This window comes from Amycolatopsis sp. NPDC043885, from assembly GCF_056435685.1.
The window spans coordinates 109,924-136,319 of sequence record NZ_JBWKEA010000021.1; the positions used below are offsets into that span (position 1 = coordinate 109,924).

The window sequence follows — 26,396 nt, forward strand, 5'->3', positions numbered from 1 at the left end:
CGTGGAGTTCGTCGACAGCGCGGGTCAGCGCGCGGTGCCGCTCGGACCAGACAGGATGCCGGGAATCGCCGTCCGCTCATGGCCGCGCTCGACCTGATGAGACGCCGATGGACCCTGCGGTGATCTGGGAACTCCGCCAGGGCGACGTCGGCTTCCGCGAGCCGCGGCGCCGCTGCGAACTCATGTCTTCGAGCGTGCTCGCCACCCGCCTCGGCGAGACCGGCGGGGAAGGCTACCGCCTGACACCTTTGGGCGAACGGCTCCTTGACGCGTCGCATCCGCTCGAAAATGGGGTCTCGCCTGGAAAAGGCACTTCGCGAGTGACCATGCACGGCCATGTATCCCGCCGTTCACCCCAGACGGCCTTGCCAGGTGCGGTGAACGGCGTACGGTGAGAAGTACGTGAGGTTGAGTCCACCAGCCCGCACGAACGACCCGCATGTCCGCGGCCCAGCACCTTGTCACAGGGCGACGCGGCGGCGAGTTGACTTGCGCAGCCGTTGTGCAGGCTTACCCGTTGTCGTCTCGTCCCGGCTATCCGGGAGACAGCACCATGACCGAACGTATTCCTTTCACGCGGAGCAGCCGCGACGGCCCCGCCTTCAGCGCCGCTGCCCGGCCCGCCGTTCCGCCGCCGCGTCCTTCGGCCGAGAACCTGTTGCGGGTAAAGCGGATCCGGTGGAACGAAGACCTGCTCGTAGTCGCCGCGGCCGGGGAGATCGATCTCGCCACCGCGGGACGGCTGGAGCGCGCGCTTCGGGGCAGGCTCCCGGCCGCGACGGTGCTCGACCTCACCGAGGTCGGCTTCCTCGGCGTCGCCGGGTTACGGATCATCGAATCCGCCGCGGCCCGCGCCCGCTCCGAACACCGCACGACCGGGGTGGTCACGGACGCCCGGCCGGTACTGCGCCTGCTGCACCTGTTCGGCGTCGACAGCCATATCCCCGTGTACCGGCACCTCGACCACGCACTCCTCGAAGTGCCGAACCGCTGAGCCGCCTGCCGCTCAGGATCCGGCGAGCGGCAGGAGCGTGGAGAGTCCAGTCTTCGAGGCCAGCCGCCGGATCGTGGGCGACGGCAGGAAACTCAGGTCGACCCCCTGGGTACTGCACCGGTCGTTGATCCTGACCAGGGTCGCCAAACCGGTGGAATCGCAGAACTCCACACCTTCGAGATCGACGACGAGCCTGCCCGGCGCGGGCTCCAGCGCGTTCTCGAACGTCTCCTTGAGATCTTCGGAGGTCGTCAGATCGATCTCCCCCGCCACCGCGATGACGACCTCGGCGCCATCGGGCCTGGCGACGGTCACCGAGAACGGAACTTCCAGGTTTTCGCCGTCTCCGCTCGTCACCGTCATCCACCCCTCGCGATCGGTACCCGAATACTCCGAACATATCGGATGACGGCGCCCGCTCGCGCGACACTCGTGTCCCGATCCCCGGCGGTGCCTTAGCCTTGTCGATGGATCAGGCGGTCGTGGACCGCGGCGGACGACGAGGAGAAGCTTCGTGATACCGATCGACGAGCCGGTGCGCGACGGCACCGACGAGCTGGTCCTCGAGGTCGCCGCCGTCGCCGCCCAGGCAGCCGCGCTACGGGACGTCCTGGCGAAATGGGCACTCGAACGGGGTCTTCCCCGGGAACTGGCCGAAGATCTCAAGCTCACCGCCTACGAAGCGATGACGAACGTCGTCAAGCACGCTTACCCCGACGGCACCGACGACAACGTCATGAAGGTGACCGCCGCCCACGGCGACGGTCACCTCAGGATCAGCGTCGCCGACGAGGGCCGCTGGCGCGACGGAGGCCGCCCGGACGGCGGACGCGGCCTGCCGATCATCCGCGCCTTCGCGCCGGAGGCGACGGTGACGAGCACGCCGACCGGGACCATCGTCCGGCTCGCCTGGCCTTGCCCTTCCGCCTGACACGGGCGTCAGCCGACGGCGGTGACGAGCGTCTTCACGAACGTCGCACCGCGTGCGCGGCCCAGCGCCCGTTGATGCGGTGGACCTCGACCTCCCGTTCGTAACAGGCGGAGAGCCCTTCGCCGGTGAGGACCTCGTCGATCGGCCCCGCGCCGGTGACCTTGCCGCGGCGCACCATCAGCGCGTGCGTGGCCGTCGCCGGGATCTCCTCCAGGTGATGCGTCACGGTGACCGTCGCGAGCTCCGGCTGGGCCAAAGTCAGGTTTTCCAGCGCCATCAGGAGATCCTCGCGGCCGGGCAGGTCGAGACCGGCGAACGGCTCGTCCAGCAGGAGCAGCAGCGGGTCGGCCATGAGGGCCCTGGCGAGCCGGACCCGGGCGCGTTCGCCCTGCGAGCAGACGCGCACCGGCCGGTCGCGCAGTTCGGTGCAGCCGACCAGTTCGAGCAGTTTCGACGCCCTGTCCCGGACCGCGTCGTCGTAGCGATCCCACAGCGGCAGCACGCTTCCGCTGAACCCGGTGAGCACCACGGTGTGCGCGTCGTGGTTCTCCGCGTCCGGCAGCCGCTGGTTCGCGCCGACGAAGCCGATATGCGTCCGCACGTCACGCAGGTCGACCGCGCCCATGCGATGGCCGAGCACGACGGCCGTCCCCGCGCTGGGGAACCGCTGGGTCGCGGCCACCGAAAGAATGGTCGACTTCCCGGCCCCGTTGCGGCCGAGGACGACCCAGCGCCGGCCGTAGTCCACCCGCCAGTCGACGTCCGACACCAGCGGCACGCGACCCACGTGGACCTCGACCCCCGGACAGCTCCACCGCCGGTCCGTCGAGGTTCGGCTGCACGAAGACGGGCTTGTTCACGCGGTTCATGATCGCAGGACACGTGCCAGGCGCCCGCCTGGGTCCGATCATCGGATGACGTCGTAGACCAGCTTCTGGACGCCGTTGCCGTAGGCCTCGCTCTCGACGAGCTTGAGGTTCTGCTTGTCCTTGTCGGTGTCGCCGAACATCTTCTTGCCCGCGCCGAGCAGGACCGGGAACAGCAGCAGGTGGTAGCGGTCGATCAGCCCGGCGTCGGTGAGGTTCCGGTTCAGTTCCGCGCTGCCGTGGATGATGATCGGCCCGCCCTCGGTCTCCTTGAGCTTCGCGACGTCGTCGAGCGAACGCAGGATCGTGGTCTCGCCCCAGTTGTCGACGAGGTCCTCGTCCCGCAGGGTGGTCGAGACGACGTACTTCGGCATCGCGTTGTACTCGGCGAACTCCTCGGTCATGCCTGGCCACACCGGCGCGAACGCCTGGTAACTGACCCGGCCCATCATCATCGCGGTCGCCTCGCCCTGCTCACGCCCCTTGAGCTCGTAGGCGGCTTCGTCGAACTCGATACCGTCGAAGGTCCAGCCGGAGTTGCGGTAGCCCGGCTCCCCGCCGGGCCCTTCGACGACGCCGTCGAGCGAGACGAACGCGGTGGCGATCAGGGTGCGCATCTGGTTTCTCCTTGGGTTGTTTCAACCTGCTTCCGACACTGCGTCGACCGGGGAACGCCGGATTCGACACCGCGCCAGAAAAATTTTCAGCCGTCCGCGTCGCGCACGAGCAAGGCGATCTGCACCCGGTTCTCGACGCCGAGTTTCGCGAGCATGCTGCTCGTGTGCGCCTTCACCGTGGCGACGGTGATGTCCAGTCTCCGCGCGACATCGGTGTTGGACAGGCCCTCGGCGATGGCGTTCGCGGTCTCGCGTTCGCGGTCGGTCAGCGTCGCCAGCAACCCGCGGGCGGTTTCCCGGGACGCCCGGCGCGCGTCGGACGAGTGCGGCCCGGTGGCCGCGGCGATCAGCCGGGACGTCGCGGCGGGCGAGAGCGCGGGTTCGCCGGTCGCGACCGTCCGGATCGCCGCGAGCATCCGGGGCGGCGGCGTGTCCTTGAGGAGGAACCCGAGCGCGCCGACGCGCAGCGCGCCCAGCACCATTTCGTCGGAGTCGAACGTCGTGAGCACCAGGACGCGGGGCGGTTCCGGGAGCCGGAGAATCTCCTCGGTCGCGCTGAGGCCGTCGCGCCCGGGCATCCGGACGTCCATCAGGACGACGTCGGGCCGCTGCTCCCCCACCACGGTCACCGCCGCGTCGCCGTCGGCGGCCTCGCCGACCACGACGAGGTCGGGTTCGCCGTCGACGATGAGCCGCAGCGCCATCCGCACCAGGTGTTCGTCGTCGACGAGCACGACCCGCACCCGCTCGTTGCCCATTCACTCGCTCCCTTCGCGGACCGGCCACGGCAACCGCGCGGCGAGGACGAACCCGCCGCCAGGTTCCGCGTGGTGGTCCAGCTCGCCGCCTGCCAGTCCGACCCGCTCGGAGAGGCCGAGCAGCCCGAAACCCGAGGCGGGCGGCCCCGCGACCGCCCGCGCCGCGCCGGAATCCCGGATCGTCGCCCGCACGCCGTCCCCCGCTTCCCCCTCGACGGTGACGGCCACTCTCGCACCCGGCGCGTGTTTGCCCGCGTTGGTCAGGCCTTCCTGGACGACCCGGTAGACGGTCCTCGCGATCGCGTCGGGCGGCTCGCCCGAGATCGTGGTCGTCAAGGTGACGTCCAGTCCCAGCGCCCGCGCGTCCGCGACCAGCGCCGACAGGTCGGCGAGCGAAGGCTGCGGGGGCTCCACCTCATCCGGGCTGGCCCGTAGCACGCCGAGGACGTCCCGCAGCTCTTCCAGCGCCTGATGGGAGCCGTCGGCGATCCCGCGGGCCAGTTCCGCGACCTGGTCGGCGGGCAGATCCGGACGATGCCCGAGCACCCCGGCCTGCATCGCGACCAGCGAGACGCGGTGCGCGAGGACGTCGTGCATCTCGCGGGCGATCCGGTGCCGCTCCATGATCCGCGCCTCGGCCGCCCGCGCGGCCTGCTCCCGCTCCACGCTTTCGACCCGTTCGCGCAGGGAGCGGACCTCCTCCCGGCGCGCTCCGATCGCGGCGCCCACGGCCACCACGATGCCCACCATCAAGGTGGGGAGGCTGATCACCAGCCACAGCGGTCCGGGCACCTCGCGCTGCGGGTACAGGTCGGCGGTCAGCACCGCCGTGATCACCGACAACACCGCCGCGACCGCCGTTTCGGCCGGTCGCCGCCGGGCGGCCAGCGAGCAGAGCGCCAGCAACGACGCGCCGCCCGCCAATACCGAGACCGTCGACGCGAGGATGACCGCGATCGTGATCACGACCGGGAAGCGGCGGCGCCACAGCAGGGCGGTCAAGCAGGCGAGCGCGATCAGCGGATCACCGGTGATCATCCAGTCGACCCTCGACCCCGTCGCGCCCACCGGAACTTGCGACGCCGTGACGAGCCAGAGCAGCACGCCCAGTCCGGCCGCGGCGAGCAGGCGCCAGGCCTGTCCCCACGGACTGAGGGGCGGCTGGGCGCCGGCGTCGATGATCACGGGCCCATCATGGTCGACCCGCTCGCGGCGGCGCAGCCGGACACAGGACGACCCGGGGCTCGACTTTGGTCGGACGCGAAGTGCGACGCGCTGCCGATGTGCGCCCGGCCCCGCGGCGGCGATGCTGGGTCCCGACCGTGAACCAGGAGGTAGGAAGCATGACCAAGGGCGGCTATCTGGGGCTGCAGATCGTCGGGATGGTGGCCATCGCCGTCTTCGCGCAGGCCGCCATCCGCAGCCTGTTCGATCATTCCGCGACCCAGTTGTGGGGCGCGTTCGACTGGGTACCCGGTGACTGGAGCGGCAGGTTGATCGTGTTCCTGCTGCTCGTGGCCGCGGGAACGGTACTGGCGGGCTGGGCCCATGATCGCGGGAAGCAAGCTTCCCGCTAGGAGGACGCCGGTCCGCTAGTATCCGCAGCCGGGCGATTTCCGTCTACATCGGACGGAACTCGCGAGTCTGGTCGATGGCGGGAGAATGCATGGCGGACGGAGTTGGCTCACTCGCGGGGTGGTCTGCCGATCCCACCGAAGTGACCAGCTACGTGGGCCGCGATGCCGAAACCGGTGAAGCGCGGCGCCTGCTGGAGGCGTCGTCGCTGGTCACGCTGACCGGGCCGGGCGGCGTGGGCAAGACGCGGCTGGCGTGGCGGGTCGCCGCGGCCCACCGCGAGGCGACCGCCGACGAGGTCGCGTTCGTGTCGCTGGCCGAGCTGCGGGAACCGGCGTTGCTCGTGCCGACCGTGGCGAACGTCCTCGGTTTCGGCGACCGCTCGGCGAAACCGGCCATCGAGGTGGTCGTCGAGGCGCTTCAGGCGAGCCGGTTGCTGCTGGTGCTGGACAACTGTGAGCATCTGGTCGACAGCTGCGCCTGGTTCGCCGACACCGTCGTCCGGGCCTGCCCCCAGGTGACCGTGCTGGCCACGAGCAGGCAGTCCCTCGGCGTGGCGGGCGAACGTGTCCTGCCGGTGCCGCCGCTGGCGATCCCGGAACAGGGCGAGTCCTTCGAGCGCGTGATGAACGACGAATCCGTGCGGCTGTTCGTGGACCGCGCGACCGCGGTCGCGCCGTCGTTCCGGCTCACCGACGAGGACACCGAACCGCTGATCCGGCTGTGCCGCAGGCTCGACGGGCTGCCGCTGGCCATCGAGCTGGCCGCCGTCCGCGCGCGGGCGCTGTCCGTGCGTCAGCTGGCCGACCGCCTCGACCGGCAGTTCTCCGTGCTCACGAAGGACCGGCGAGGGCGGCCGGAGCGGCACGAAACCATGCGGGCCCTGATCGACTGGAGCCACGACCTGTGCACCGGGCCCGAACGGCTGCTGTGGGCGCGTGCGTCGGTGTTCTCCGGCAGCTTCGACCTCGACGCCGCCGAACAGGTCTGTTCCGGCGGCGAACTGCCGCGCGAACGGGTCCTCGAAGTCGTCGACGGGCTGCTCGACAAGTCCATCCTGCTGCGCGAGGAGTACCCCGGCGGCGTGCGGTACCGCATGCTGGAGTCGGTGCGCGAGTACGGCGTCGACAGGCTCACCGAGACGGGCGGGACGGTGGAGTTCCGGAAACGGCACCGGGACTGGTTCGCCGAGCTCGCCGGCCGGTACGCCACCGAATGGCTGGAGACCGATCAGCTCGGCTGGATCGGACGGCTGCGGCGCGAACACGCGAACCTTCGCGTCGCCCTCGACTACTGCACCGGCGACCCCGAAGACGCGATCATCGGGCTGCGGATGCTGCGCGACGTCAAGGAGTTCTGGATCGTCCGCGGCCTGAACACCGAAGGCCGGATCTGGGTCCGCCGTCTCGACGAGGCCGCGGCGCCGGGTGTTCCGGAGCGGGCGCACGTGCTGTGGCTCTCCGGTTTCCTGGCCCTGGTGCAGGGAGACCTGCCCGCTCATCGGTGCATGCTGGAGAGGGCGGCCGCCGAAGCCGAGACCAGCGGCGACGAGCTCGCCGCCGCGTACGTGCTCCACGTCCGCGCCTACGCCGCGCTGATCGGCAACGACATGGCCGAGGCGTCACGCCTGTTCGGCACGGCCATCGACCTGTTCCGCGCCCACGGCGACGAAGGCGCGGACCTCTGGGCGAGCTACAACCACGGGCTGGCCATCTGGCTGAACGGCGACATCGACCGCGGCCGGGCGGTGCTCGCGGAAGCCGTCGAGCGCTGCGAGCGGCGGGGCGAGGTCTTCTGGCGGGGCTGGGCACTGTGGTCGCGTGCCGCCGCCGAGTACCTCCAGGGTGACCTCGCGGTGGCGAGCCGCTGCTGCGAGCAGGTCCTGCGCCTGCACGCCCGGGTGGACGACCGCGTCGTCGTCGGGTTCACGCTCACCGTGCTGGCCGGCTGCGCCGCCCGCACCGGACGGCCCAACCGGGCCGCGATCCTGCAGGGTGCCGCGATGGACGTCTGGCGCACGGTGGGCGCCTGGCCGACGCGGTACGAGGCGTTCACCGAGCCGTTGCAGGCCGACACCGAGGCCGTGACGGCCGCGCTGGGCTGGGAAGTCGCGATCAAGGAGTTCACCGACGGCGCCGCGATGCCCATCGCCGACGCCATCGGGTACGCCCTCGAAGAACGGTCCCCCGAACCGCGGAAGCAGGCCGCAGGGGTGCTCACGAAACGCGAGACCGAGATCGCGCACGTGATCGCCGAGGGGCTGACGAACCAGGAGATCGCCGACCGGCTCGGCATCGCCCGGCGGACGGTGGACACCCATATCGACCACATCCTCACCAAACTCGGCTACTCCAACCGCGTCCAGGTCGCCACGTGGGTGACCCGGTCCGCGGAATCCGCCTGACGCTCAGGCCACCCTCATCGGAGTCGCCTGCCGACCCGGTTCGGGCGTGAGCAGCTCAGCGCGCAAGGCGATCCTCAGGTCCAGCCGCGCCTCCGGGTCGTCGAGCCGGGCGCCGAACAGGACGCGGAGGCGGCGCAGGCGGTTGCGGACGGTCTGCGGGTGGACGCCGAGGTTGTCCGCGATCTCGGGTGCCCCGCCGCGGGCCGACAGCATGGCGTCGAGGGTTTCGGCGAGTTTGGCGCGCTCGTTCGCGGGCAGGCCGTCGATCGGGGCGAGGCTGCGCGTGACGAGCGCGGTGGTCAGCACCTCGTCGGCGAAAAGCCAGTGCGTGGTCAGGTGGTCCGACCAGCGCACGAGCGGGCCGTCCTCGATCACCTCACGCCGGACCAGCTCGAGGGTCCGGCGCGCCCACCGCAGGGACACCGCGGCTTCGGCGGGCGAGACCGCGGGCCCGACCGCCGCCCGCGTCCCCGCCGGCACGCCACCGATCTCGACGTCGTCCGGCACGAGCAGGTGCGGGTACTCGCTGGTGAGGTCGGCCAGCACCTCCGGGCCGAACGAGGCGCGGACCGCGCCGGGCTCCGCGGCGACGGCCACCACCCGGGCGGGCGGCACCCAGCCCGCCTCCGCCGCGAGGCCCGCCCATTTCGACGGCGGGCGGCCGCTCAAGATCTCCTTCAGCAGGTCTTGCCGCAGTTCGGCGACCGAAGGAGTGCGCGCCGCGCGGTAGGCGGCGGTGGACAGCCGGATCAGGACGTCCGCGCAGCGGAGCAGGGCCTCCACCCCGGTGTCCATCAGGGCCGACCCGGCCCCGGGCTGCCGCGACAGCGAGGCCAGCGCGGGCAGGGCGCACCGGCCCGCGGAGTGGTAGGCGCGGGAGAGCCGTTCCAGGTCCTTGCCCGCCGCGTACTCGGCGACGCCGACCTGGCGGAAGGCGTCCGCACCGGCCGCGATGCCCAGGTTCATCCCGTCGTGTTCCAGTACCGAGGCGACGAACTCCGTGGCGCGCGCGTCGAACAGCGGCGCGTGCTCCGGCAGCGAATGCCGGATCCCGTCGACGACCACGCGGGCGATCACGAGGGCGGCGGTGCGGGCTGGGGCATGGGACGCGGTCAGGGTCATCATCGACCTCCGGAGCAGCGGGAATCGTCGGGCCGCCGAGTCTGCTACTCCGGAGTAGCGGGGCACATCGGGTGAATTACGTACTCGCGTCTCTCCGGCCTACGCATCACCCGTTCGTGAAGCGCGTGAAAGCCTCCTTCCCCTCGGCTCAGCCGAGGGGAAGGAGGCCTTCACGCGCAGTGGCTCCTACTCGCAAACGGCTCCGTGCGCGGCACTGCGGACGACCTTGGCGTACTTGCCGAGCACTCCGCGGGTGTACGCCGGCGGCTTGGGGGCCCAGCCTTCCTTCCGCGCCTCGATGTCGTCGATCTCGACTTCGAGTGTCCGGTTCGCGACGTCGAGGGTGATCGGGTCGCCGTCCCGTACGAACGCGATCGGCCCGGCGTCGACGGCTTCCGGGGCGATGTGGCCGACGCACAGCCCGGTCGTGCCGCCGCTGAACCGGCCGTCGGTGATGAGCAGGACGTCCTTCCCGAGTCCGGCGCCCTTGATCGCGCCGGTGATGGCGAGCATCTCCCGCATCCCCGGCCCGCCCTTGGGCCCTTCGTACCGGATGACGACGACGTCCCCGGCGACGATCCGGCCTTCCGCGAGCGCGTCGAGAGCGGCTCGCTCGCCGTCGAACACCCGCGCGGTGCCGGTGAACGTCGATTCGTCGAAGCCCGCCGACTTCACGACCGCGCCTTCGGGTGCCAGCGATCCCTTGAGGATGGTCAGCCCGCCGGTCTTGTGGATCGGCCGGTCGAGCGGGCGGATGATCTCGCCGTCGACCCCGGCGGGGGCGATGCCTTCGAGGTTCTCGGCCATGGTCCTGCCGGTCACGGTGAGCACGTCGCCGTGCATGAGCCCGGCGTCGAGCAGCGCCTTCATCACCACGGGGATGCCGCCGACCTTGTCGACGTCGTTCATCACGTACTTCCCGAACGGCTTGAGGTCGCCGAGGTGCGGGACCTTGTCCCCGATCCGGTTGAAGTCGTCGATGCGCAGGTCGACCTCCGCCTCGCGCGCGATCGCGAGCAGGTGGAGGACGGCGTTGGTCGAACCGCCCAGCGCCATCACGACGGCGATGGCGTTCTCGAACGCTTCCATGGTCATGATCTGGCGCGCGGTGATGCCCTGGCGGAGCATCCCGACGACGGCCTCCCCCGACCGGTGGGCGAACCCGTCACGACGCCTGTCGACGGCGGGCGGAGCGGCCGACCCTGGCAGCGACATGCCGAGCGCCTCGGCGACCGACGCCATCGTGTTGGCGGTGTACATCCCGCCGCAGGCACCTTCGCCGGGACAGATCGCGCGTTCGATCCTGTCCACTTCGGCGCGGCTGATCTTCCCCGCCAGGCAAGCGCCGACAGCTTCGAAAGCGTCGATGATCGTGACGTCCTGGCCGTCCACCTGGCCGGGCATGATCGAGCCCGCGTAAAGGAAAACGGAAGCGAGATCGAGCCGGGCCGCCGCCATGAGCATGCCCGGCAGGGATTTGTCGCAGCCCGCCAGCAGCACGGAGCCGTCCAGCCGCTCGGCCATCATCACCGTCTCGACCGAATCCGCGATCACCTCGCGGGACACCAGCGAGAAGTGCATGCCCTCGTGGCCCATGGAAATGCCGTCGGACACCGAGATCGTGCCGAACTCCAGCGGATAGCCGCCTGCCGCGTGCACGCCGTTCTTGACCGCCTTGGCCAGCCGTTCGAGCGACAGGTTGCACGGCGTGATCTCGTTCCACGAGGACGCCACGCCGATCTGCGGTTTGGCGAAGTCGTCGTCGCCCATCCCGACCGCGCGGAGCATGCCGCGGGCCGCCGCACGCTCCAGGCCGTCGGTCACGTCGCGCGAACGAGGTTTCAAATCCGGCTGGTCTTGCGGCATCGGGACACCTTTCTTCGTGGCGGGACACCGGGCACGCTGCCAACCCGGCGCGCCCGGCGCAACTCACCGCTCCGTGTTCGCTCCACGGTGCAGCGCCACCCGCGTGATCGCGTGATGCTCCACGCCGAGCACCTCGACGGTCCAGCCGGACACCGTCACCCGGTCGCCCGGCTTCTCCGGGATCCGGCCGAGGATCACGAGGATCAGTCCCGCGATCGTCGCGTACTCCCCCGGCGGGGCGTCGCGCAGCTCGACGCCGACGTCGACGAGGTCGTGCACCGGGAAGGTGCCGGGCAGGACCAGGGAACCGTCCGTCCCGTCGCGGACGGCCAGCACGTCGCGGTCGGTCTCGTCGTAGATCTCGCCGACGATCTCCTCCAGCAGGTCCTCCAGTGTGACCATGCCCGCGACGGCGCCGTGTTCGTCGACGACGAGCGCCATCTGCTCCCGCTCGGCCTTGAACCTCCGCAGCGCGTCCGAGACCCGCAGCGAATCGGGGAACACGACCGCCGGCCGGACGGCCTCGGCGAGGTCTTCGTGCTCGCCGAGCAGATCACGCAGCCGCACGACACCGACGACGTCGTCCAGGTGGCCGCCGCGGGCGACCGGCGCCCGGGAATGGCCGGACTCGGCCAGCTGCCTCCGCGCCGACTCGATGTCCTGCTCGGCCGCGAGCGTCAGCACCGCCCGGCGAGGGACGAGCACCTCCCGCAGCCGTCGCTCGTGGATCTCCAAGGCGCCGTTGATGATCATGCGCTGCTCGGTGTTCAGGCCGCGTTGCGCCGAGACCAGTTCCCTCAGTTCCTCGGGCGACATCTGATCCGGATCGGCTTCCCCCCGGCCGCCCAGCACCCGCACGACGAAGTTCGTCGACACGCTCAGCGCCCACACCACAGGTCTCGAGATCGCCGACAACAGATTCAGCGGACGCGCCACCAGCAACGCCCACCGCAACGCGTTCCGCATGGCGAGCCGTTTCGGCGCCAGTTCCCCGAGTACCAGGGTCAGGAAGGTGAGGACCATCGTCACCAGCGCGACGGCCACCACCCCGGCCGCGTCGCCGAGGAAATCCAGCAACGGCACCAGGGGTTGCGCGAGCGACACCGCCGCCGTCGCCGAAGCGAGGAAACCGGCGAGCGTGATGCCGATCTGGATCGTCGCCAGGAAACGGTTCGGGTCGCGCGCCAGCCGCACCAGCGTGCGGCCGGCCGCGCGACCGTCACGCTCCAACGCCCGCAACTGCCCCTCGCGCAACGAGATCAGCGCCATCTCACTGCCCGCGAACACCGCGTTGAGCACCACCAGCACCGCGACCAGCGCGATGTCGAACCCGTAGCCGCCCACAAGCACTCCCCGGCCCGCCCGAAGTGCAGAACATTACCGAGCGGACAGCGCGTCCGCAGAGATCGGAGCCGCTGGCTACTGACACGTCGTTCCGATACCTTCGAAGGGAACCCGCACGGACGGAGTCCTGATGTTCGCACTCAAGACCGCTCCCGCACGGACCTTCCGGCACAAGGCGGAGGCGATCGCCAAACCGGTCACCCGCTGGGGCATCGGTCACGCCATCCCCCGGGTCGCCCTGCGGGCCGCGGCACGCCGGGGCGACCTCCAGGGCAGGCTGTCCGTCGAGGCGAGCGGCGGAGCGGATCTGAGCGTGCTGTTCGACGAAATCCGCTCGCACGGCGCCATCGCCACCACCCGGGTCGGCCATGTCAGCACCCGGCATTCGGCGTGCAAAGAGGTGCTGACCAGCGACGCGTTCAAGACCGTGCGGTTCGTCCCGGACAACCCGCTGCTCAACAAGCTGGTCGCGTGGTCGGCGTCCGGCCTCATCCATCCGATCGAGCCGCCGTCGCTGCTCGCCAGCGAACCGCCCGACCACACGCGCTACCGGAAGCTGGTCACCCGCGTCTTCACCGCCCGTGCGGTCGAGCAGCTGCGCGAGCGCACCCAGGCGATCACCGACGAACTGCTCGACGGCCTCGATCCGGCGAACCCCGTCGATCTCATCGAGCACTACTGCGGGCTCTTGCCGGTCACCGTGATCAGCCAGATCCTCGGTGTCCCCTCGGAGGAACGCGACAAGGTGCTCGCGCTGGGCAGCGCGGCGGCCCCGAGCCTCGACCTCGGCCTGCCGTGGCGGACCTTCCGCACGGTGGAGGCGACGCTGGCCGAGTTCGACTCATGGCTCACCGTGCATCTGGAGAAACTGCGGAAGAACCCCGGCGACAACCTGCTCAGCAAGCTGATCGCCGCGCGCGAGGACGGGGTGGGCCTGACCGAGCGGGAACTCAAGGCCACCGCCGGACTGGTCCTGGCGGCCGGCTTCGAAACGACCGTCAACCTCCTCGGCAACGGCATCGCCCTGCTCACCCGGCACCCGGGCGAACTCGCGAAACTGCGGGCGGATCCGGACCTGTGGAGCAACGCCGTCGACGAGATCCTCCGCTACGACCCGCCGGTTCTGCTGACCGGCAGGCTGTCCGCGCGGGACACCGAGATCGGCGGTGCCCGCATCGAGCGCGGCGCGATCGTCACCACCGTGCTCGCGGGCGCCAACCGGGACCCGGAGATCTTCGACGACCCCGCCACCTTCGACGTCGAGCGGGCGAACGCGCGGGATCACGTGTCGTTCGGCGCGGGGCGGCACTACTGTCTCGGCGCTTCGCTGGCGAGGATGGAAGGCGAGATCGGGCTGCGGTCGATCTTCGAGCGCTTCCCGGACCTGCGGCTGCTCGACGGTGCGCGACGGCGGGAGACCCGGATCCTGCGCGGCTTCGAAACGCTCCCCGCCGCGCTCGCGTAAGCGGATCGTTTCGTTCACCCTCTCCGCCGCCCCACCACCGGGACCGCCAGCAGCACCAGTGCTCCGCCGATCCACAGCACACTGACGGTGGCGATGGCGTCGACGGCCAAGCCACCGAAGAGCGCGCCGAGGGCGATGGACAGATTGAACGCCGACACGTACAGCGAGGAAGCCGCCTCGGTCGCATCCGGCGCGGCGGCGAGGATCCAGGTCTGGAAGGTGACGGGGACGGCGCCGTAGCCCAGCCCCCAGAGGACGAGGATCGCGGCGGCCGAGAAGGTGTCGTTGTCGGTCACGGCGAACACGGCCATGGCCGTCGCGAGAACCACGCCGATCCCGCACACGGTCTGCCGCAGGTACCGGTCGATCAGCGCGCCGGCGAGGAAGTTCCCGCAGATGCCCGCGACGCCGAAGATCAGCAGCACCACACCGATCATGCCGTCCGCGACGCCGTCTTCCTGCAGGATCGGCCGCACGAAGGTGTAGGCGACGAAGTGACCGGTGATGACCAGGAAGGTCATCGCGATACCCGCGCGGACCGCGGCGTGCGAACGGAACACCCGCGGCAGATCCGCGAAGGCGATCGTCTGGTCCGGCTCCACCTTCGGCATCAGGAAGACCATGCAGGCCAAGGAAATCAGGCCGAGGACGCCCACGGTCGCGAAAGCCGTCCGCCAGCCGCCGAGGTCGCCGATCAGCGTGCCGGCGGGCACGCCCAGCACGGACGCCGTCTCGACACCGCCGAAGATGACGGCGGTGGCGCGCGCGACGTGGTGTTTGGGCACCAGGCGCAGCGCGATACCGCCGGCGAGGGCCCAGAAACCGCCGACGCTGATCCCGATCAGGAAGCGGGCGACGAGAACGAGCGCGAAGCCGGTGGCGAACGCGGAAGCCAGGTTGGCCGCGCCCACGAGACCGACCAGCACCGCCAGCACCAGCCGCCGATCGGTCTTGCCGATGGCCACGGTCACCAATGGCGCCGAAATCGCGGCGACCAGACCGGGCACGGTGACCATCAGCCCCGCCGTTCCCGGGGAGATGTCCAAGGCCGAACCGATCGGCGTGAGCAGGCCGACGGGCAGCAGTTCGGAGGTCATCAGGGCGAAGATGCCCAGTGTCACGGCCAGGACGGCGAGCCAGCCCTTGACCGGTGAGTGGCTCCTGGGCAGGGTTTCGGCGGCGGTCACGAGGTCAGCCTTTCGAGAGCAGGGGCGATGGCCGCGCGCGAGCGGCCATCGCCCTTGGTGTGCGGGGAGAGGTTTATTCGGTGCCTGGTGTCTTGCGGGTGGTCACGTTCATCCGGTTCCAGGCGTTGACCGTGAAGATCAGCGCGATGAGCTGGGCGAGCTCCGCGTCCTCGAAGTGCAGAGCCGCCTGGTCGTACACCGCGTCCGAAACCCCTTGTGGCAGCAAGGTCACGGCTTCGGTGAGGGCGAGCGCCGCACGCTCCTTCGCGGTGTAGAGGCTGGACTCTTCCCAAGCGTTCAGCTGGTTGACGCGCTCTTCGGTTTCGCCAGCCTTGCGCGCGTCGTTGGTGTGGTAGTCGATGCAGTACGCGCACCTGTTGATCTGGGACGCGCGAATCTGCACGAGTTCGAGGAGGACCGGATCCAGACCGGCGCGGGCCGCGGCGTCCAGAGCCAGCACGGCTTTGAAGACCCGCGGGGCGACGCGGGAGAAATCCATCCGCTCGGGGATGTGAACAGTGGTCATGTCAAGGACACTAGAAGTGCAAGTGGCCCACGGTATGGTGCATTCTTGTGGAGATTTCATGGGTCAATTCCCGTCGGCTCGCGGCGTCGTGATGGACCGGGGCAGCGATCTGCATCTGGAGCTCGCCGGCAGTGGGAGCGTGCGGTTCCGGCTGATGCGAGCCTTGCGTGAAGCGATCCGGTCCGAACGGCTCGCGCCCGGCACCCGGCTGCCGCCCTATCGCGCCCTCGCCGCCGACCTGGGCATCGCTCGCAACACCGTCGCCGACGCGTACGCGGAGCTGGCCGAAGAAGGCTGGCTCATCGCCCGCCAAGGTTCGGGCACGCGCGTCGCGCATCGCGCCACGCCGCTGGAACCCGGCCGATCACGGGGTCCGGCGCGCCCGGCCTCACGGCGCGTGGTCCACGACCTGATGCCCAGTTCCCCGGACGCCTCCGCCTTCCCACGTTCGGCCTGGGCGGCTTCGGCCCGGCGGGCGCTCGCGACCGCTCCCAACGAAGCCTTCGGCGCCGGCGATCCCCGCGGCAGGCCGGAGTTGCGGACGGCTCTGGTGGAGTACCTGGCGCGGACCAGGGGCGTACGCACGGAACCGGACCGGATCGTGGTCTGCTCCGGATTCGCGCACGGGCTGAGCCTGGTGCGCCGGGTCCTGCGCGGCCCTGTCGCCGTGGAGTCGTACGGACTCGAGTTCCACCGCTCGCTGCTCGAAGAGGCCGGGCTGAAAACGGTGCCGTTGACGGTGGACGCCCACGGAGCACGCGTCGAGGAGCTCGACGGCACCGGCGCGGACGCCGTCCTGCTGACCCCCGCCCACCAGTACCCGATGGGAGGTGCCCTGCTTCCGGAGCGCCGAGCCGCGGTCATCGACTGGGCACGCGCGACCGGCGGCCTGCTCCTCGAGGACGACTACGACGGCGAGTTCCGCTACGACCGCGAGCCGGTCGGCGCCGTACAAGGTCTCGACCCCGATCACGTCGTCTATTTCGGTTCGGCGAGCAAGAGCCTCTCCCCCGCGCTCCGGCTCGGCTGGCTGGCCGTACCCGGCTGGTTGGCGGACGAGGTCGCCGCCGCCAAGGGACCGCGGGAGATCTGGTCGGGCGTCGTCGATCAGCTCACCCTCGCCGACTTCCTCACCAGCGGCGCCTACGACCGGCATCTGCGCCGGATGAGGAAGGTCTATCGGCACCGTCGCGACCTGCTCACGACCACACTCGCCGACCGCGCCCCGCACATCACGGTCAGTGGAATCGCCGCGGGGCTGCACGCCGTGCTCGAACTGCCCGCGGGTACCGAGGAAGCCGCGCTGCGCGCCGCACGGCGTCAGGGGCTCGCTCTCGACGGCCTCGCCGCGTATCCGCATCCGGACAGCGCGATGCCCCGGCGCGAGGGCTTGGTCATCGGGTACGGCACCCCACCCGAACACGCCTTCGGTGCCGCGCTGGACGCCCTCTGCCTTGCCTTGCCTGACCGGTGAAGACCACCGTATGTCCACAAAGGACAAACAAATCCCTTCGCGGGTGATTGGCCGACCACGGGTCCGTCTCGGCGCGGACCCGCTTCGGCAAGCGGGCATTTTTACCGGACCACCGACGGAAACCGGCCAGTAACCTCACGCCCGTGGAGACGGACCGCGAGGGCAAGGAAGCACCGGAGCTGCCTGCCTTCACCGTCATCGGGTGCCTCCTGGGCTTCTTCATGACCATCCTGGTCCTGATCGGCCCGGGCCTGCTCTGGATCAGCAGCTACTTCGAACCCGGCGACGACGACCGCCTGGTGGTCATCGCCATGGGCGTCGTGTTCACGCTCGGCGGTCTGGGCACCGTCGGCTCGCACCTCAGGCAGAACGCCAAGGCTCGCGAGGCCCACCGCGGGCTCGACCGGTCCGGGGTCCGCGCGAACGCCGAAGTCGTTTCCAGGAAACGGATCTGGGTCGGCGAAGTGAGCACACCCGCGGACGACGTCGACCTCGTCGTCACCGGCCCGGGAGTGACTCCGTTCAGTGCGCGCGTCCTCACCGAAGACGTAGGCCGCTACGAAACGGGCACGGTGGTACCCGTCGACGTGGACCCGAGGACCCTCCTGTTCCGCCTCGCCGACTGACCTCGCCGCGATCATTGCCCGGCAGCATCGTATCGCTTATCGTATATGAAATTCACCCCCCGATGCTGCGAGGTGACCCCGTGACCACCGCCACCGCCGACCCGACCACCACCACGGTCGCGCGAGATTTCACCGATTTCCGCACGGTGGTGTCGCAGTCCTTCGTGCCGCTGCATGTGACGAGCGAGCACCGGGACCACTTCCGCGGTCGCATCCGCTCGTGCGGCGCGGACGACGTCCAGCTGACCGAGGTGACCGCGTCCGCGCACGTGGTCGAACGGACGCCCGAGCTCATCGCCAGGGCGGACAGGCACTACTACAAGCTGAGCCTGATCCTGTCCGGCACCGGGCTCCTGGTCCAGGACAACCGCGAGGCGATGCTGCGCCCAGGGGACGTGGCTTTGTACGACACGCACCGGCCGTACACCTTGGCGTTCGAGGAGGATTTCCGCACGCTCGTGGTGATGTTCCCGCAGCGGCTCATCGATCTCCCCCGTGACCTGGTCGGCCAGCTGACCGCGGTACCCATGTCGGGCAAGCGGGGCATGGGCAACGTGGTGGTGCCCTTCCTCGCGCAACTCGGCAGCAACCTCGACCAGCTCGGCGGGCCGGCCGGCGTCCGGCTCGCGCATACGGCGGTCGATCTGCTCGCCACGCTGTTCGCCAGCGAACTGGACCTCGCCCGCGCGACCGCCGGGCCGCACCACGAGCTGATGCGCCGCGTACTCGCCTACATCGACTCGAATCTCTCCTCCACCGACCTCGGCCCTGCGCAGATCGCGGCCGAGCACTACATCTCCACCCGGCATCTGCACGGCCTCTTCCACGAACAGGGCACGACCGTCTCGGGCTGGATCCGCACCCGGCGGCTCGAACACTGCCGCCGCGAATTGCTCGACCCCGTGCACCTTTCCCGGCCCGTCGCGGCCATCGCGGCGAAGTGGGGTTTCGTCGACGCGCCGCATTTCAGCCGGGTGTTCAAGACGGAATTCGGCTGCTCGCCGAGCGAACTGCGCCGAGGCTTGACCGTGAGCGACCGGTTGTTGCCGCCCAGCGCGTGACAGCTGGCCTCGCCGGTGCGGTCGCCTCGACGATGACCGCATGCCCGAAGCACCCGAGGAACAGTGGCGCACCTATGACGAGTTCGCCGCCGGAATAGCCACCTACCGCCTGCCGAACGCGGACCTGTCGGGACGCGAGCTCACCGTCACCCTCGACGACGGAAAGACGCTCGCGCTGCGATTCGAGGACGCTGAAACCGTCACCTGCAACGGCATCAAGGATCCGTACGACGCGGTCGCCGTCCGGAAAGACGTTTTCTTCGTCAATCTCCCACACACCAGCGTGGAAGGTGAGGCGCTCACCGTCGTCTTTTCCACGACGACGCATCGCGCGCTCGCCGTGCGCTCGGTCATCGGCGCCGAGGACGTCGAAGGCGTTCCCCGTGTCTCGCAGACGTTCTGGTCCGGCACGACCGACGCGGGCACACCGACCGGCGAGGTACCGGGTCCGTCGCGCGACCTGATCGGCAAGCGCAACATCTACCGCTACAGCCCCGAACACCTCTACGAGCATGTGTACGTGTCCTCGCAACGCTACGCCTGGCAATGCCTCGAAGGTGTGCAGCGCGGTCACGGGGACATGGACCTGTCGACGGTGTGGAAGTTCCAGGACGGGCTCTACCTGTTCTGTTTCCGCGAATTCCGCATCGCCGTGGCCAGCGTGTGGTTGCACGATCTCGGCTACGCGCTGAAGACCACCGGCGTCTTCCTCGGCCTGACCGGCGACGGCCGGTCGGAACATTCCCGCGCGGGCGGGCACATCTACCCACTCGGCGCCGTCGCCTATCCCGACGCGCAACCGGTCTAAGGAGCCTCAGTGTCCAATCTAGACATCATCGCCGCGCACTACGCCGCGAGCGACCGGGGCGATCTGGCGGGAATGCTGGCCCCGCTCAATCCCGGGACCACTTGGACGGAGGCAGCCGGTTTCCCCTACGCCGGCACCTACACCGGCCCCGAAGAAGTCCGGGACAACGTCTTCGGCGCGATCGCGAAGGACTGGGACGGCTACACCTTCACCCTCGGCGACCTTTTCGACGCCGGTGACACGGTGATCGGCATCGGGACCTACGAGGGCAAGCACCGCGGGACCGGTCGCTCGTTCACCGCCCGCGTCGCGCACGTGTGGAAGTTCGCCGACGGCAAGGTCACTTCGTTCGAGCAGATCGTCGACTCGGTCCCCGTGGCCGACGCTATGAACGCTTCGGAGAACCGGTGAAACCCGCGCGGCGCCTCGTCGCCCTCGCCGCGGCCGTCCTGCTCGCCACAGCAGGCTGCGCCGGTTCCGACAGCGGTTCGAGCGGGCCGATCGTTGTCGGTTCGGTCAACGCGCTGAGCGGCGCGGCCACGTTCCCCGAGGCCTCCCAGGCGGCCAAGGCGGTCTTCGACGCGGCCAACGCGAGCGGCGGCGTGAACGGCAGACAGATCCAGTACAAGGCCCTCGACGACAAGGGTGACCCGGCGGCGGCGGCCGCCGCGGCCCGCGAGGTCGTCGGCCGGGACGAGGCGGTGGCGCTCGTCGGCTCGTCCAGCCTCATCGAGTGCGAGATCAACAACAAGTACTACGAACAGCAGAAGATCCTGTCCATGCAGGGTATCGGCGTGGACCCGGCCTGTTTCTCCAGCCCGAACATCGCCCCGGTCAACGTCGGCCCGTACCACGACATGACGCTGACCCTGCTCTACGGCTCGGAAACCCTGAAGCTGAACGACATCTGCGCGCTGCTGGAGATCGCGGGCAACACGCTGCCGTCGTACCAGGCGGCGATCGACGAGTGGTCGGCCATCACCGGCAAGAAGCTCAAGTACCTCGACGCGACCGTGCCCTACGGCGGTTCCGACTACACCTCGTACATCGTCAAGGCGCGCAACGCAGGGTGCAAGGCGATCACGGTGAACCCGGTCGAGCCGGATTCCATCGGGCAGCTCAAGGCCGCCGCGGCGCAGGGCTGGAACGACGTCACGTGGCTGCTGCTCACCAGCGTCTACAGCGAGAACTACGCCAAGGCCATCACCAACGCCGGCGCCGGAGTGTACGTGCCCGCGGAGTTCTACCCGTTCACCGACGCGACCAGCCCGCAGAACAAGGACTGGCGCGAACTGATGACCAAGAACAACATCCCGCTGACCTCGTTCAGCCAGGGCGGCTACCTGGCGGCGAAGTACTTCCTCGACGTCATCCGCGGGATCCAAGGTGACATCACCCGCGAATCGGTGACCAAGGCACTGCGCGAGATGAAGCCGATCACCGATCCGATGGTCGGCACCCCGTACGTCTTCGGACCGGGGCAGACCCACCACGACAACACCGCGGGCTGGCCGATCAAGCTCGCCTCCGGCACCAACAAATGGGAGCTCGTCGCCGACGACTGGCTGCGGATCCCCAAGAAGTAACGGGAGGCGGGTGCGTGGTGGGTCACCTGGGTCGTGGGGGGGGTTTTTGGTTTTCACCCCAAAAACCCCCCCCCACCCCCCCCCCCCCCCCCCCCCCCCCCCCCCTCCCCCCCCCAAGAAAGGAGTGGGAGGGGGGGGGGGGGGGGGTAACCTGGGTCGGGGGGGGTTTTTGGGGTCCAACCCAAAACCCCCACCCACGACCACCGCGCCCCACTACGCACCGCTCCCTTCCCTCACACAGGAGGAAACATGCTGCAGGGAGCGCTGGCAGGCTTGGCCGCCGGCGGACTGTACGCGGTGTTGGCGGTGTGCCTGACGCTGATGTCGCGCCTGGTGCGGGTGGTGAACTTCGCCCAGTCGGCCACCGGGATGTTCGGCTGCTACGTGGCGGTGTTCCTGTCCGTCCACGCGGGACTGCCGACGTGGCTGGCCACGGTGGCGGGAATCCTGCTCGGCGGGTTGCTGAGCGCGCTGCTCGGCTGGATCGTGTCCACCTGGCTCGCCGAGGCGGACACCGGCACCCGATCGGCGGTCACCGTGGCGGTGCTGCTCCTGCTGATCTCGTTGTCGTTCATCCTGTTCGGCAACAAGCCACAGCCGTTCCACCCGATCCTGGACGGTCCGGCGGTCACCGTCGGCGGCGTGGTGATCAGCCAGGTCACCGTGGTGACGGTCGCGCTGGCCGTCCTCGTGGCGGTGGCCAGCCGGATCGTGCTGAGCCGGACCCCGGCGGGGGTCCAGCTCAGGGCGCTGTCCGAACGCCCGACGACGGCGGAGCTGCTGGGCATCCCGGCGAAACGGCTCAGTGTCGCGGTATGGGCGGTCACCGGGGTGGTCAGCACGCTGGTGATCTCGATCGTGGCGCCGTCGCAGTCCAACGACGCGACGTCGCTGGCGATGCTCGTGGTCCCCGCGGCCGCGGCCGCCCTGCTCGGCGGATTCCGCCGTCTCGACCTCGCGGTCGCGGGCGGGCTGGGCCTCGGCCTGATCCAGGGCGCGGCCGCGCAGGTCGACGGCCTTTCGGTGGTGCGGTACTTCCTGCCGTTCGCGGTCATCGTCGCGCTGCTGCTCTGGTCACAGCGCAAGGAGGTGTGGGATGCGGCTCGCTGAACGCGGGATTCCGTTCGCGGTCGCCATCGTGGCGATCGCCGTGGGGTACGGCCTGAGCGTCGGGCTCGACGGGTACTTCGTCTACCTCGGCATGAGCGCCGTCGTCGCCGGGATCTCCCTGCTCGGGCTCGGCGTGGTCACCGGCAGCGCGGGCATGATCTCCCTGTGCCAGCTGACCTTCGGTGCCGTCGGCGCCTGGACGGTGTCGGCGCTGAACGAGGCGCAGGCTCCGGGCGGGTTCCTCACCTGGCTGGTGCTCGGCGGTCTCGCCGCCGGGGTGGTCGGGGTGCTCGTCGGGCTGCCGGCGCTGCGGCTGCGTGGAATCAACCTCGCCGTCGTGACGCTGGGGCTCGCCGCGGCGGCCGACCTCGCGCTGGTCCAGCTCCAGTTCCCCGGCGTCTCCGGCGGGATCTCGGTCGAACGGCCGGACGCCTTCTCCGACGACCGGGCCTACTTCCAGTTCGCCGTCGTGGTACTGGTGCTCTGCTGCCTCGCCGTGTACTTCCTGCGCCGCGGGCGCTGGGGCAGCGCCTGGCAGGCGGTGGCGTTCTCCGAACGCGGCACGGCCGCCGCCGGGACGAGCGTGCGGACGTCGAAGCTGACCGCGTTCGCGGTGAGCGCCACCCTCGGCGGGATCAGCGGCGGCCTGCTCACCGGGCAGGTCGGGCTCGCCTTCCCGGCCAGTTTCACCGCGATCCAGTCGCTGGCGCTGTACGTGCTGGCGATCATGTCGGGCGCGCACCTGATCGACATGGCCGTGTTCGGCGCGGTGCTGTGGGTCGGAGTTCCTGAACTGCTGAAACGCTGGGGAATCCCGCAGGACTGGGGTTTCGTGGTGTTCGGCGTGCTCGGGGTCCAGGCGCTGGCCGGCGGCGGGAACCTGGGCACCACGGTGCGCCAGGTGTGGTATCGGCGCGCCAGGAAGGAACCGGCGAAACTCGATCTCGCCGCCGGGACGAGCACGGTGGAACCGGTCTCACCTGGTCCACCGGTGCTCACCGTACGCGGGCTGAGCGTGAACTTCGGCCACGTGGCCGCACTATCCTCAGTGGACATATCGGTCCCGGAACACGGGGTACTCGGCGTCATCGGGCCGAACGGTGCGGGGAAGTCGACGCTGGTCGACGCGATCAGCGGCTTCCTGCCGAACGCCGAGGGCCAGGTGGAACTCGGCGGCAGCCCGCTGACCGGGTCGCCGTCGAACCGGGCCCGCGCCGGGTTGCGCCGGACGTTCCAGCAGGATCGCGTCCCGCCGGGGCTGACGGTCGGGGCGTACCTCAAGTTCCTCGCCAGGCGGCGGCTCACCGCCGACGAAATCGGCGATGCGCTGGACTTCTTCGGCTGCCCGGCCGCCCGCACTCCGCTGTCGCAAGTGGACGTCGGCGCGCGCAGGCTGGTCGAGGTCGTCGGGCATCTGCTGGCGCGGCCGCGTGTCCTGCTGCTCGACGAGCCCGCCGCGGGACTTCCGCACGAGGAACACGTCGCCTTCGGGGAACGGCTGCGGCAGGTCCCCGCGCGGTTCGGGGTGTCGGTGCTGCTCATCGAGCACGACCTCGACCTGGTGCGCTCGGTCTGCGACACGATCACCGTCCTGGACTTCGGCCGCGTGCTGGCCTCCGGCCCGCAGGCCGAAGTGCTCGCCGATCCGGCCGTACTCAAGGCATACATGGGTGAAACGGAGCTGTTGTGAACGCTTTGCGGATAGCGGGGCTGACCGTCACCCGCGGCGCCGGGCCGGTGATCCGGGACGTCGACCTGACCCTGGAGCCGGGCCGGATCACCGCGCTCGTCGGCCCGAACGGCGCCGGCAAGACCAGCCTGCTGGAGGCCGTCTCCGGCGTGGTCCCCGCCTCGGCCGGAACCGTCCACATCGGAGCCGACGAGATCACGAAGCAGTCGCGGGTCTCCCGTGCGCGGCGGGGTCTGGCGCATATCGAGCAGGGGCGCGCGGTGTTCGGCGGCCTGACCGTGCTGGAGAACCTGATGCTGACCGCGCGCACCCGCGCGCGGGCCGACGAACTGTTCGAGCTGTTCCCGGAACTGGAGAAGCGCCGCGATTCACCGGCCGCGCTGCTCAGCGGCGGCGAACAGCAGATGGTGGTGCTGGCCCGCGCGTTCGCCGCGCGACCGTCGTTCCTGCTGATCGACGAGATGTCGCTGGGCCTGGCGCCCGTGGTGTTCACGCGGCTGCTGCCGATGGTGACCCGGTTCGCCGAGGAGGGCGCGGCGATCCTGTTGGTCGAGCAGTTCACGCATCTGGCCCTCGGGGTGGCGAGCGACGCGCTGGTGGTCTCTTCGGGGCGGGTCACCTATGCGGGTTCCGCGCAGGGCCTGCTGGACTCGCCCGGCACCCTGCACGCGGCCTACCTCGGCGAATCCTGACCGTTCGGAAGTCCGTGAAGGCCTCCTTCCCTACTCTCAAGGTAGGGAAGGAGGCCTTCACGGAGCCCGCACCCGTCTAAGAACCCATCCCCGCCCGTTCGAAGGCCAAGGTCGGGAGATCGACGGCGTGCGCGCCGCCGTCCGCCACGATCACCGCACCGGTGATGTACGAAGACTCCGAAGACCCCAGGAACCGCACGATCGACGCGATCTCCTCCGGTTCGGCGGGACGGCGCAGCGGGACCTCGGCGGTGACGCGCCGGTAGCCCTCGTCGTGGCCGCCGTCGAAGCCCGCCGCCTCGGCGAACTGGTCCATTTCGCCGTCCGCCATCGGGGTCCGCACCCAGCCGGGGCAGACCGCGTTCGCGCGCACGCCCTTCGGCCCGTAATCGCGGGCGATCGAGCGCGTCAGGCCGATCAGCGCGTGCTTCGCGACGGTGTAGCCGGCGACGTTCGGCCCGGCGAACAACCCCGCCAGCGAGGACACGATGACCACCTGACCGCCGGTTTCGACCAGCGAGGGCAGCGTGGCCCGGCAGAACACGAAGGCGCTGGACAGGTTCGAGCGCAGGGCCAGTTCCCATTCCTCGTCACCGGTGTCGGTCACCGAGGACAGGCCGTGCCCACCGGCGTTGGCCACCACGACGTCCAGCCTGCCGAACTTGCCGACGATCTCCGCCGCGGCGTTCTCGGCGGCTTCGCGGTCGCTGGCGTCGCAGGCGATGACGTGCGCGCCGGTTTCGGCGGCCACCTTCTCCAGCGGTTCGAGCCGCCGTCCGAGCACCACCACCTGGGCGCCTTCGTCGGCGTACCGGCGGGCCACCGCGGCGCCGATACCGGTACCGCCACCCGTGATCGCGACAACCTTCTTCACTTGCGGAGTCCTTTCTAAGCGGGAAAACCGGAACGGGCCGAGACGCCGAAGTCGGCGAGCACGGCCTGGCCGTTGACCGCCCGCGAACGCGCGGACGCGAGGTGGAGCACCTGCCAGGCGACCTCTTCGGGAGCCTGCACCGGGAAAGCGGGATCGTCGAGTACGTCGCCGAGATCGCCGCGCGCCATCGGGGTGTCGACCACCGACGGGCAGACGCAGTTCACCCGGACACCGGGAAGATCGACGGCGAGAGCCCTGGTCATCGCGACCACGGCGCCCTTCGAAGCGCAGTACGGGACCATGCCGGGCGCGCTGGTGAACGCCGAGTCGCTGGCCAGCAGCACGACCGAGCCACCCGACGCGGTGAGCCACGGCGCGGCGTGTTTGACCAGCAGGAACTGGCCGGTGACGTTGATCGCCATGAGCGCGGCGAAATCCGCCGCCGAGGTTTCGGTGACCGGTGTGCCCACCGGTCCGGAGATCCCCGCGCAGCCCACCACGACGTCGAGTCCGCCGAACCGGCTCGCCACGGCCTCGACGGCGGCCGCCATCGACGGCTCGTCGGTCACGTCGGCGTTGATCGCCAGGAGACCGTCGGCCAGTGTGGGGACGGGTGCCCGGTCGAGGGCGCCGACCCGTGCGCCCTCGGCGAGGAAGGCCTGGACGCAGGCAAGGCCGATACCGGATGCCGCGCCGGTCACCAGAACGGCCTTGCCCGCGAGATCCAGACCCATGCCGCCATCCTCCGGTCCGGACCTTTCACGGAGGTTGGCCGTCAGTGCACCCTTCTTGTCGGCAGCCGCATGACGGCCTTTTCAGG

At 70.1% G+C, this 26,396-nt stretch carries 26 protein-coding genes; 14 read left to right on the plus strand and 12 right to left on the minus strand.

The genetic code is table 11. The annotated features are described in order from the left end of the window. Positions 1–553 precede the first annotated feature (553 nt). Positions 554–994 carry an STAS domain-containing protein gene (locus tag AC069I_RS38305; protein ID WP_478230333.1) on the plus strand — a complete coding sequence of 147 codons (441 nt, stop codon included), beginning with the start codon at positions 554–556 and terminating at the stop codon, positions 992–994. A 12-nt stretch (positions 995–1,006) separates the two neighbouring features. Here the strand turns inward: AC069I_RS38305 and AC069I_RS38310 are convergent, their stop codons facing one another. Continuing rightward, the gene (locus AC069I_RS38310; RefSeq protein WP_340682250.1) at positions 1,007–1,357 is read right to left on the minus strand and encodes an STAS domain-containing protein; all 351 of its coding nucleotides are present in this window, start codon (positions 1,355–1,357) and stop codon (positions 1,007–1,009) included. Between the two features lie 151 nt (positions 1,358–1,508). Here AC069I_RS38310 and AC069I_RS38315 point away from each other — a divergent pair, with 151 nt between their 5' ends. Further along, positions 1,509–1,925, plus strand: coding sequence for an ATP-binding protein (locus AC069I_RS38315; protein ID WP_340682251.1), 417 nt, complete (start codon positions 1,509–1,511; stop codon positions 1,923–1,925). Between the two features lie 34 nt (positions 1,926–1,959). On the opposite strand, the gene AC069I_RS38320 is transcribed toward AC069I_RS38315, so the two are convergent. From AC069I_RS38320 to AC069I_RS38335, 4 genes are all read right to left on the minus strand, one after another. Then, positions 1,960–2,703, minus strand: a complete 744-nt coding sequence (locus tag AC069I_RS38320; RefSeq protein WP_478267537.1) for an ABC transporter ATP-binding protein — start codon at positions 2,701–2,703, stop codon at positions 1,960–1,962. 129 nt (positions 2,704–2,832) lie between these two features. After that, positions 2,833–3,408 carry a dihydrofolate reductase family protein gene (locus tag AC069I_RS38325; RefSeq protein WP_478230335.1) on the minus strand — a complete coding sequence of 192 codons (576 nt, stop codon included), beginning with the start codon at positions 3,406–3,408 and terminating at the stop codon, positions 2,833–2,835. Between the two features lie 86 nt (positions 3,409–3,494). After that, positions 3,495–4,166 (minus strand): response regulator, encoded by a 672-nt coding sequence (locus AC069I_RS38330; RefSeq protein WP_478230336.1) that lies wholly within the window; start codon positions 4,164–4,166, stop codon positions 3,495–3,497. Further along, positions 4,167–5,351: a sensor histidine kinase gene (locus AC069I_RS38335; RefSeq protein ID WP_478230337.1), complete on the minus strand. Its 1,185-nt coding sequence runs from the start codon at positions 5,349–5,351 to the stop codon at positions 4,167–4,169. A gap of 158 nt (positions 5,352–5,509) precedes the next feature. On the opposite strand from AC069I_RS38335, the gene AC069I_RS38340 reads away from it, so the two are divergent. Together AC069I_RS38340 and AC069I_RS38345 are read left to right on the plus strand one after the other, a co-directional pair. Continuing rightward, positions 5,510–5,743, plus strand: coding sequence for a hypothetical protein (locus AC069I_RS38340; RefSeq protein ID WP_478230338.1), 234 nt, complete (start codon positions 5,510–5,512; stop codon positions 5,741–5,743). Positions 5,744–5,832: 89 nt separating this feature from the next. Continuing rightward, complete coding sequence (locus AC069I_RS38345) at positions 5,833–8,145, plus strand: ATP-binding protein (RefSeq protein WP_478267538.1); 2,313 nt, start codon at positions 5,833–5,835, stop codon at positions 8,143–8,145. A gap of 3 nt (positions 8,146–8,148) precedes the next feature. Here the strand turns inward: AC069I_RS38345 and AC069I_RS38350 are convergent, their stop codons facing one another. The 3 genes from AC069I_RS38350 to AC069I_RS38360 all read right to left on the minus strand — a co-directional run bounded on the left by AC069I_RS38350 (position 8,149) and on the right by AC069I_RS38360 (position 12,477). Next, a complete protein-coding gene (locus tag AC069I_RS38350) occupies positions 8,149–9,270 on the minus strand; it encodes a helix-turn-helix domain-containing protein (RefSeq protein WP_478267539.1) in 1,122 nt (373 codons plus the stop codon). 183 nt (positions 9,271–9,453) lie between these two features. Further along, positions 9,454–11,133, minus strand: a complete 1,680-nt coding sequence (gene ilvD / locus AC069I_RS38355; RefSeq protein ID WP_478267540.1) for a dihydroxy-acid dehydratase — start codon at positions 11,131–11,133, stop codon at positions 9,454–9,456. A gap of 63 nt (positions 11,134–11,196) precedes the next feature. Beyond that, positions 11,197–12,477, minus strand: a complete 1,281-nt coding sequence (locus AC069I_RS38360; protein ID WP_478230341.1) for a hemolysin family protein — start codon at positions 12,475–12,477, stop codon at positions 11,197–11,199. Positions 12,478–12,607: 130 nt separating this feature from the next. On the opposite strand from AC069I_RS38360, the gene AC069I_RS38365 reads away from it, so the two are divergent. Then, a complete protein-coding gene (locus AC069I_RS38365; RefSeq protein ID WP_478267541.1) occupies positions 12,608–13,942 on the plus strand; it encodes a cytochrome P450 in 1,335 nt (444 codons plus the stop codon). 14 nt (positions 13,943–13,956) lie between these two features. Here AC069I_RS38365 and AC069I_RS38370 read toward each other — a convergent pair whose 3' ends face one another. Continuing rightward, positions 13,957–15,129 (minus strand): MFS transporter, encoded by a 1,173-nt coding sequence (locus AC069I_RS38370; RefSeq protein ID WP_478267542.1) that lies wholly within the window; start codon positions 15,127–15,129, stop codon positions 13,957–13,959. A 73-nt stretch (positions 15,130–15,202) separates the two neighbouring features. Continuing rightward, positions 15,203–15,655: a carboxymuconolactone decarboxylase family protein gene (locus tag AC069I_RS38375; protein WP_478230344.1), complete on the minus strand. Its 453-nt coding sequence runs from the start codon at positions 15,653–15,655 to the stop codon at positions 15,203–15,205. A gap of 58 nt (positions 15,656–15,713) precedes the next feature. Between AC069I_RS38375 and pdxR the strand changes: the two genes are divergently transcribed. The 9 genes from pdxR to AC069I_RS38420 all read left to right on the plus strand — a co-directional run bounded on the left by pdxR (position 15,714) and on the right by AC069I_RS38420 (position 24,702). Next, a complete protein-coding gene (pdxR, locus tag AC069I_RS38380) occupies positions 15,714–17,129 on the plus strand; it encodes a MocR-like pyridoxine biosynthesis transcription factor PdxR (protein WP_478267543.1) in 1,416 nt (471 codons plus the stop codon). Positions 17,130–17,272: 143 nt separating this feature from the next. Continuing rightward, positions 17,273–17,755, plus strand: a complete 483-nt coding sequence (locus AC069I_RS38385) for a hypothetical protein (protein ID WP_478230346.1) — start codon at positions 17,273–17,275, stop codon at positions 17,753–17,755. Between the two features lie 62 nt (positions 17,756–17,817). After that, complete coding sequence (locus AC069I_RS38390) at positions 17,818–18,816, plus strand: AraC-like ligand-binding domain-containing protein (RefSeq protein ID WP_478230347.1); 999 nt, start codon at positions 17,818–17,820, stop codon at positions 18,814–18,816. 40 nt (positions 18,817–18,856) lie between these two features. After that, positions 18,857–19,624 carry a MoaF C-terminal domain-containing protein gene (locus AC069I_RS38395; protein WP_478267544.1) on the plus strand — a complete coding sequence of 256 codons (768 nt, stop codon included), beginning with the start codon at positions 18,857–18,859 and terminating at the stop codon, positions 19,622–19,624. A 9-nt stretch (positions 19,625–19,633) separates the two neighbouring features. Next, the gene (locus AC069I_RS38400) at positions 19,634–20,035 is read left to right on the plus strand and encodes a nuclear transport factor 2 family protein (RefSeq protein WP_478267545.1); all 402 of its coding nucleotides are present in this window, start codon (positions 19,634–19,636) and stop codon (positions 20,033–20,035) included. Further along, positions 20,032–21,210 carry an ABC transporter substrate-binding protein gene (locus AC069I_RS38405; protein WP_478230349.1) on the plus strand — a complete coding sequence of 393 codons (1,179 nt, stop codon included), beginning with the start codon at positions 20,032–20,034 and terminating at the stop codon, positions 21,208–21,210. The genes AC069I_RS38400 and AC069I_RS38405 overlap by 4 nt, the downstream gene beginning before the upstream one ends. Positions 21,211–21,459: 249 nt before the next feature. Beyond that, positions 21,460–22,320 carry an ABC transporter permease subunit gene (locus tag AC069I_RS38410; protein ID WP_192744586.1) on the plus strand — a complete coding sequence of 287 codons (861 nt, stop codon included), beginning with the start codon at positions 21,460–21,462 and terminating at the stop codon, positions 22,318–22,320. Next, positions 22,307–24,010 carry a branched-chain amino acid ABC transporter ATP-binding protein/permease gene (locus AC069I_RS38415; protein WP_478230416.1) on the plus strand — a complete coding sequence of 568 codons (1,704 nt, stop codon included), beginning with the start codon at positions 22,307–22,309 and terminating at the stop codon, positions 24,008–24,010. The genes AC069I_RS38410 and AC069I_RS38415 overlap by 14 nt, the downstream gene beginning before the upstream one ends. Then, positions 24,007–24,702: an ABC transporter ATP-binding protein gene (locus tag AC069I_RS38420; protein WP_478230415.1), complete on the plus strand. Its 696-nt coding sequence runs from the start codon at positions 24,007–24,009 to the stop codon at positions 24,700–24,702. The genes AC069I_RS38415 and AC069I_RS38420 overlap by 4 nt, the downstream gene beginning before the upstream one ends. 76 nt (positions 24,703–24,778) lie before the next feature. Here AC069I_RS38420 and AC069I_RS38425 read toward each other — a convergent pair whose 3' ends face one another. Next, positions 24,779–25,576 (minus strand): SDR family NAD(P)-dependent oxidoreductase, encoded by a 798-nt coding sequence (locus tag AC069I_RS38425; RefSeq protein WP_478235816.1) that lies wholly within the window; start codon positions 25,574–25,576, stop codon positions 24,779–24,781. Between the two features lie 14 nt (positions 25,577–25,590). Further along, the gene (locus tag AC069I_RS38430; protein ID WP_478267546.1) at positions 25,591–26,310 is read right to left on the minus strand and encodes an SDR family NAD(P)-dependent oxidoreductase; all 720 of its coding nucleotides are present in this window, start codon (positions 26,308–26,310) and stop codon (positions 25,591–25,593) included. Positions 26,311–26,396 lie beyond the last annotated feature (86 nt).

Coding starts and splice junctions, on each gene's coding strand:
- AC069I_RS38305 (WP_478230333.1), top strand. CDS start 554: ATGACCGAACGTATTCCTTTCACGCGGAGCAGCCGCGACGGCCCCGCC.
- AC069I_RS38310 (WP_340682250.1), bottom strand. CDS start 1,357: ATGACGGTGACGAGCGGAGACGGCGAAAACCTGGAAGTTCCGTTCTCG.
- AC069I_RS38325 (WP_478230335.1), bottom strand. CDS start 3,408: ATGCGCACCCTGATCGCCACCGCGTTCGTCTCGCTCGACGGCGTCGTC.
- AC069I_RS38330 (WP_478230336.1), bottom strand. CDS start 4,166: ATGGGCAACGAGCGGGTGCGGGTCGTGCTCGTCGACGACGAACACCTG.
- AC069I_RS38340 (WP_478230338.1), top strand. CDS start 5,510: ATGACCAAGGGCGGCTATCTGGGGCTGCAGATCGTCGGGATGGTGGCC.
- AC069I_RS38345 (WP_478267538.1), top strand. CDS start 5,833: ATGGCGGACGGAGTTGGCTCACTCGCGGGGTGGTCTGCCGATCCCACC.
- AC069I_RS38350 (WP_478267539.1), bottom strand. CDS start 9,270: ATGATGACCCTGACCGCGTCCCATGCCCCAGCCCGCACCGCCGCCCTC.
- ilvD (WP_478267540.1), bottom strand. CDS start 11,133: ATGCCGCAAGACCAGCCGGATTTGAAACCTCGTTCGCGCGACGTGACC.
- AC069I_RS38365 (WP_478267541.1), top strand. CDS start 12,608: ATGTTCGCACTCAAGACCGCTCCCGCACGGACCTTCCGGCACAAGGCG.
- AC069I_RS38375 (WP_478230344.1), bottom strand. CDS start 15,655: ATGACCACTGTTCACATCCCCGAGCGGATGGATTTCTCCCGCGTCGCC.
- pdxR (WP_478267543.1), top strand. CDS start 15,714: ATGGGTCAATTCCCGTCGGCTCGCGGCGTCGTGATGGACCGGGGCAGC.
- AC069I_RS38390 (WP_478230347.1), top strand. CDS start 17,818: ATGCTGCGAGGTGACCCCGTGACCACCGCCACCGCCGACCCGACCACC.
- AC069I_RS38395 (WP_478267544.1), top strand. CDS start 18,857: ATGCCCGAAGCACCCGAGGAACAGTGGCGCACCTATGACGAGTTCGCC.
- AC069I_RS38410 (WP_192744586.1), top strand. CDS start 21,460: ATGCTGCAGGGAGCGCTGGCAGGCTTGGCCGCCGGCGGACTGTACGCG.
- AC069I_RS38415 (WP_478230416.1), top strand. CDS start 22,307: ATGCGGCTCGCTGAACGCGGGATTCCGTTCGCGGTCGCCATCGTGGCG.
- AC069I_RS38430 (WP_478267546.1), bottom strand. CDS start 26,310: ATGGGTCTGGATCTCGCGGGCAAGGCCGTTCTGGTGACCGGCGCGGCA.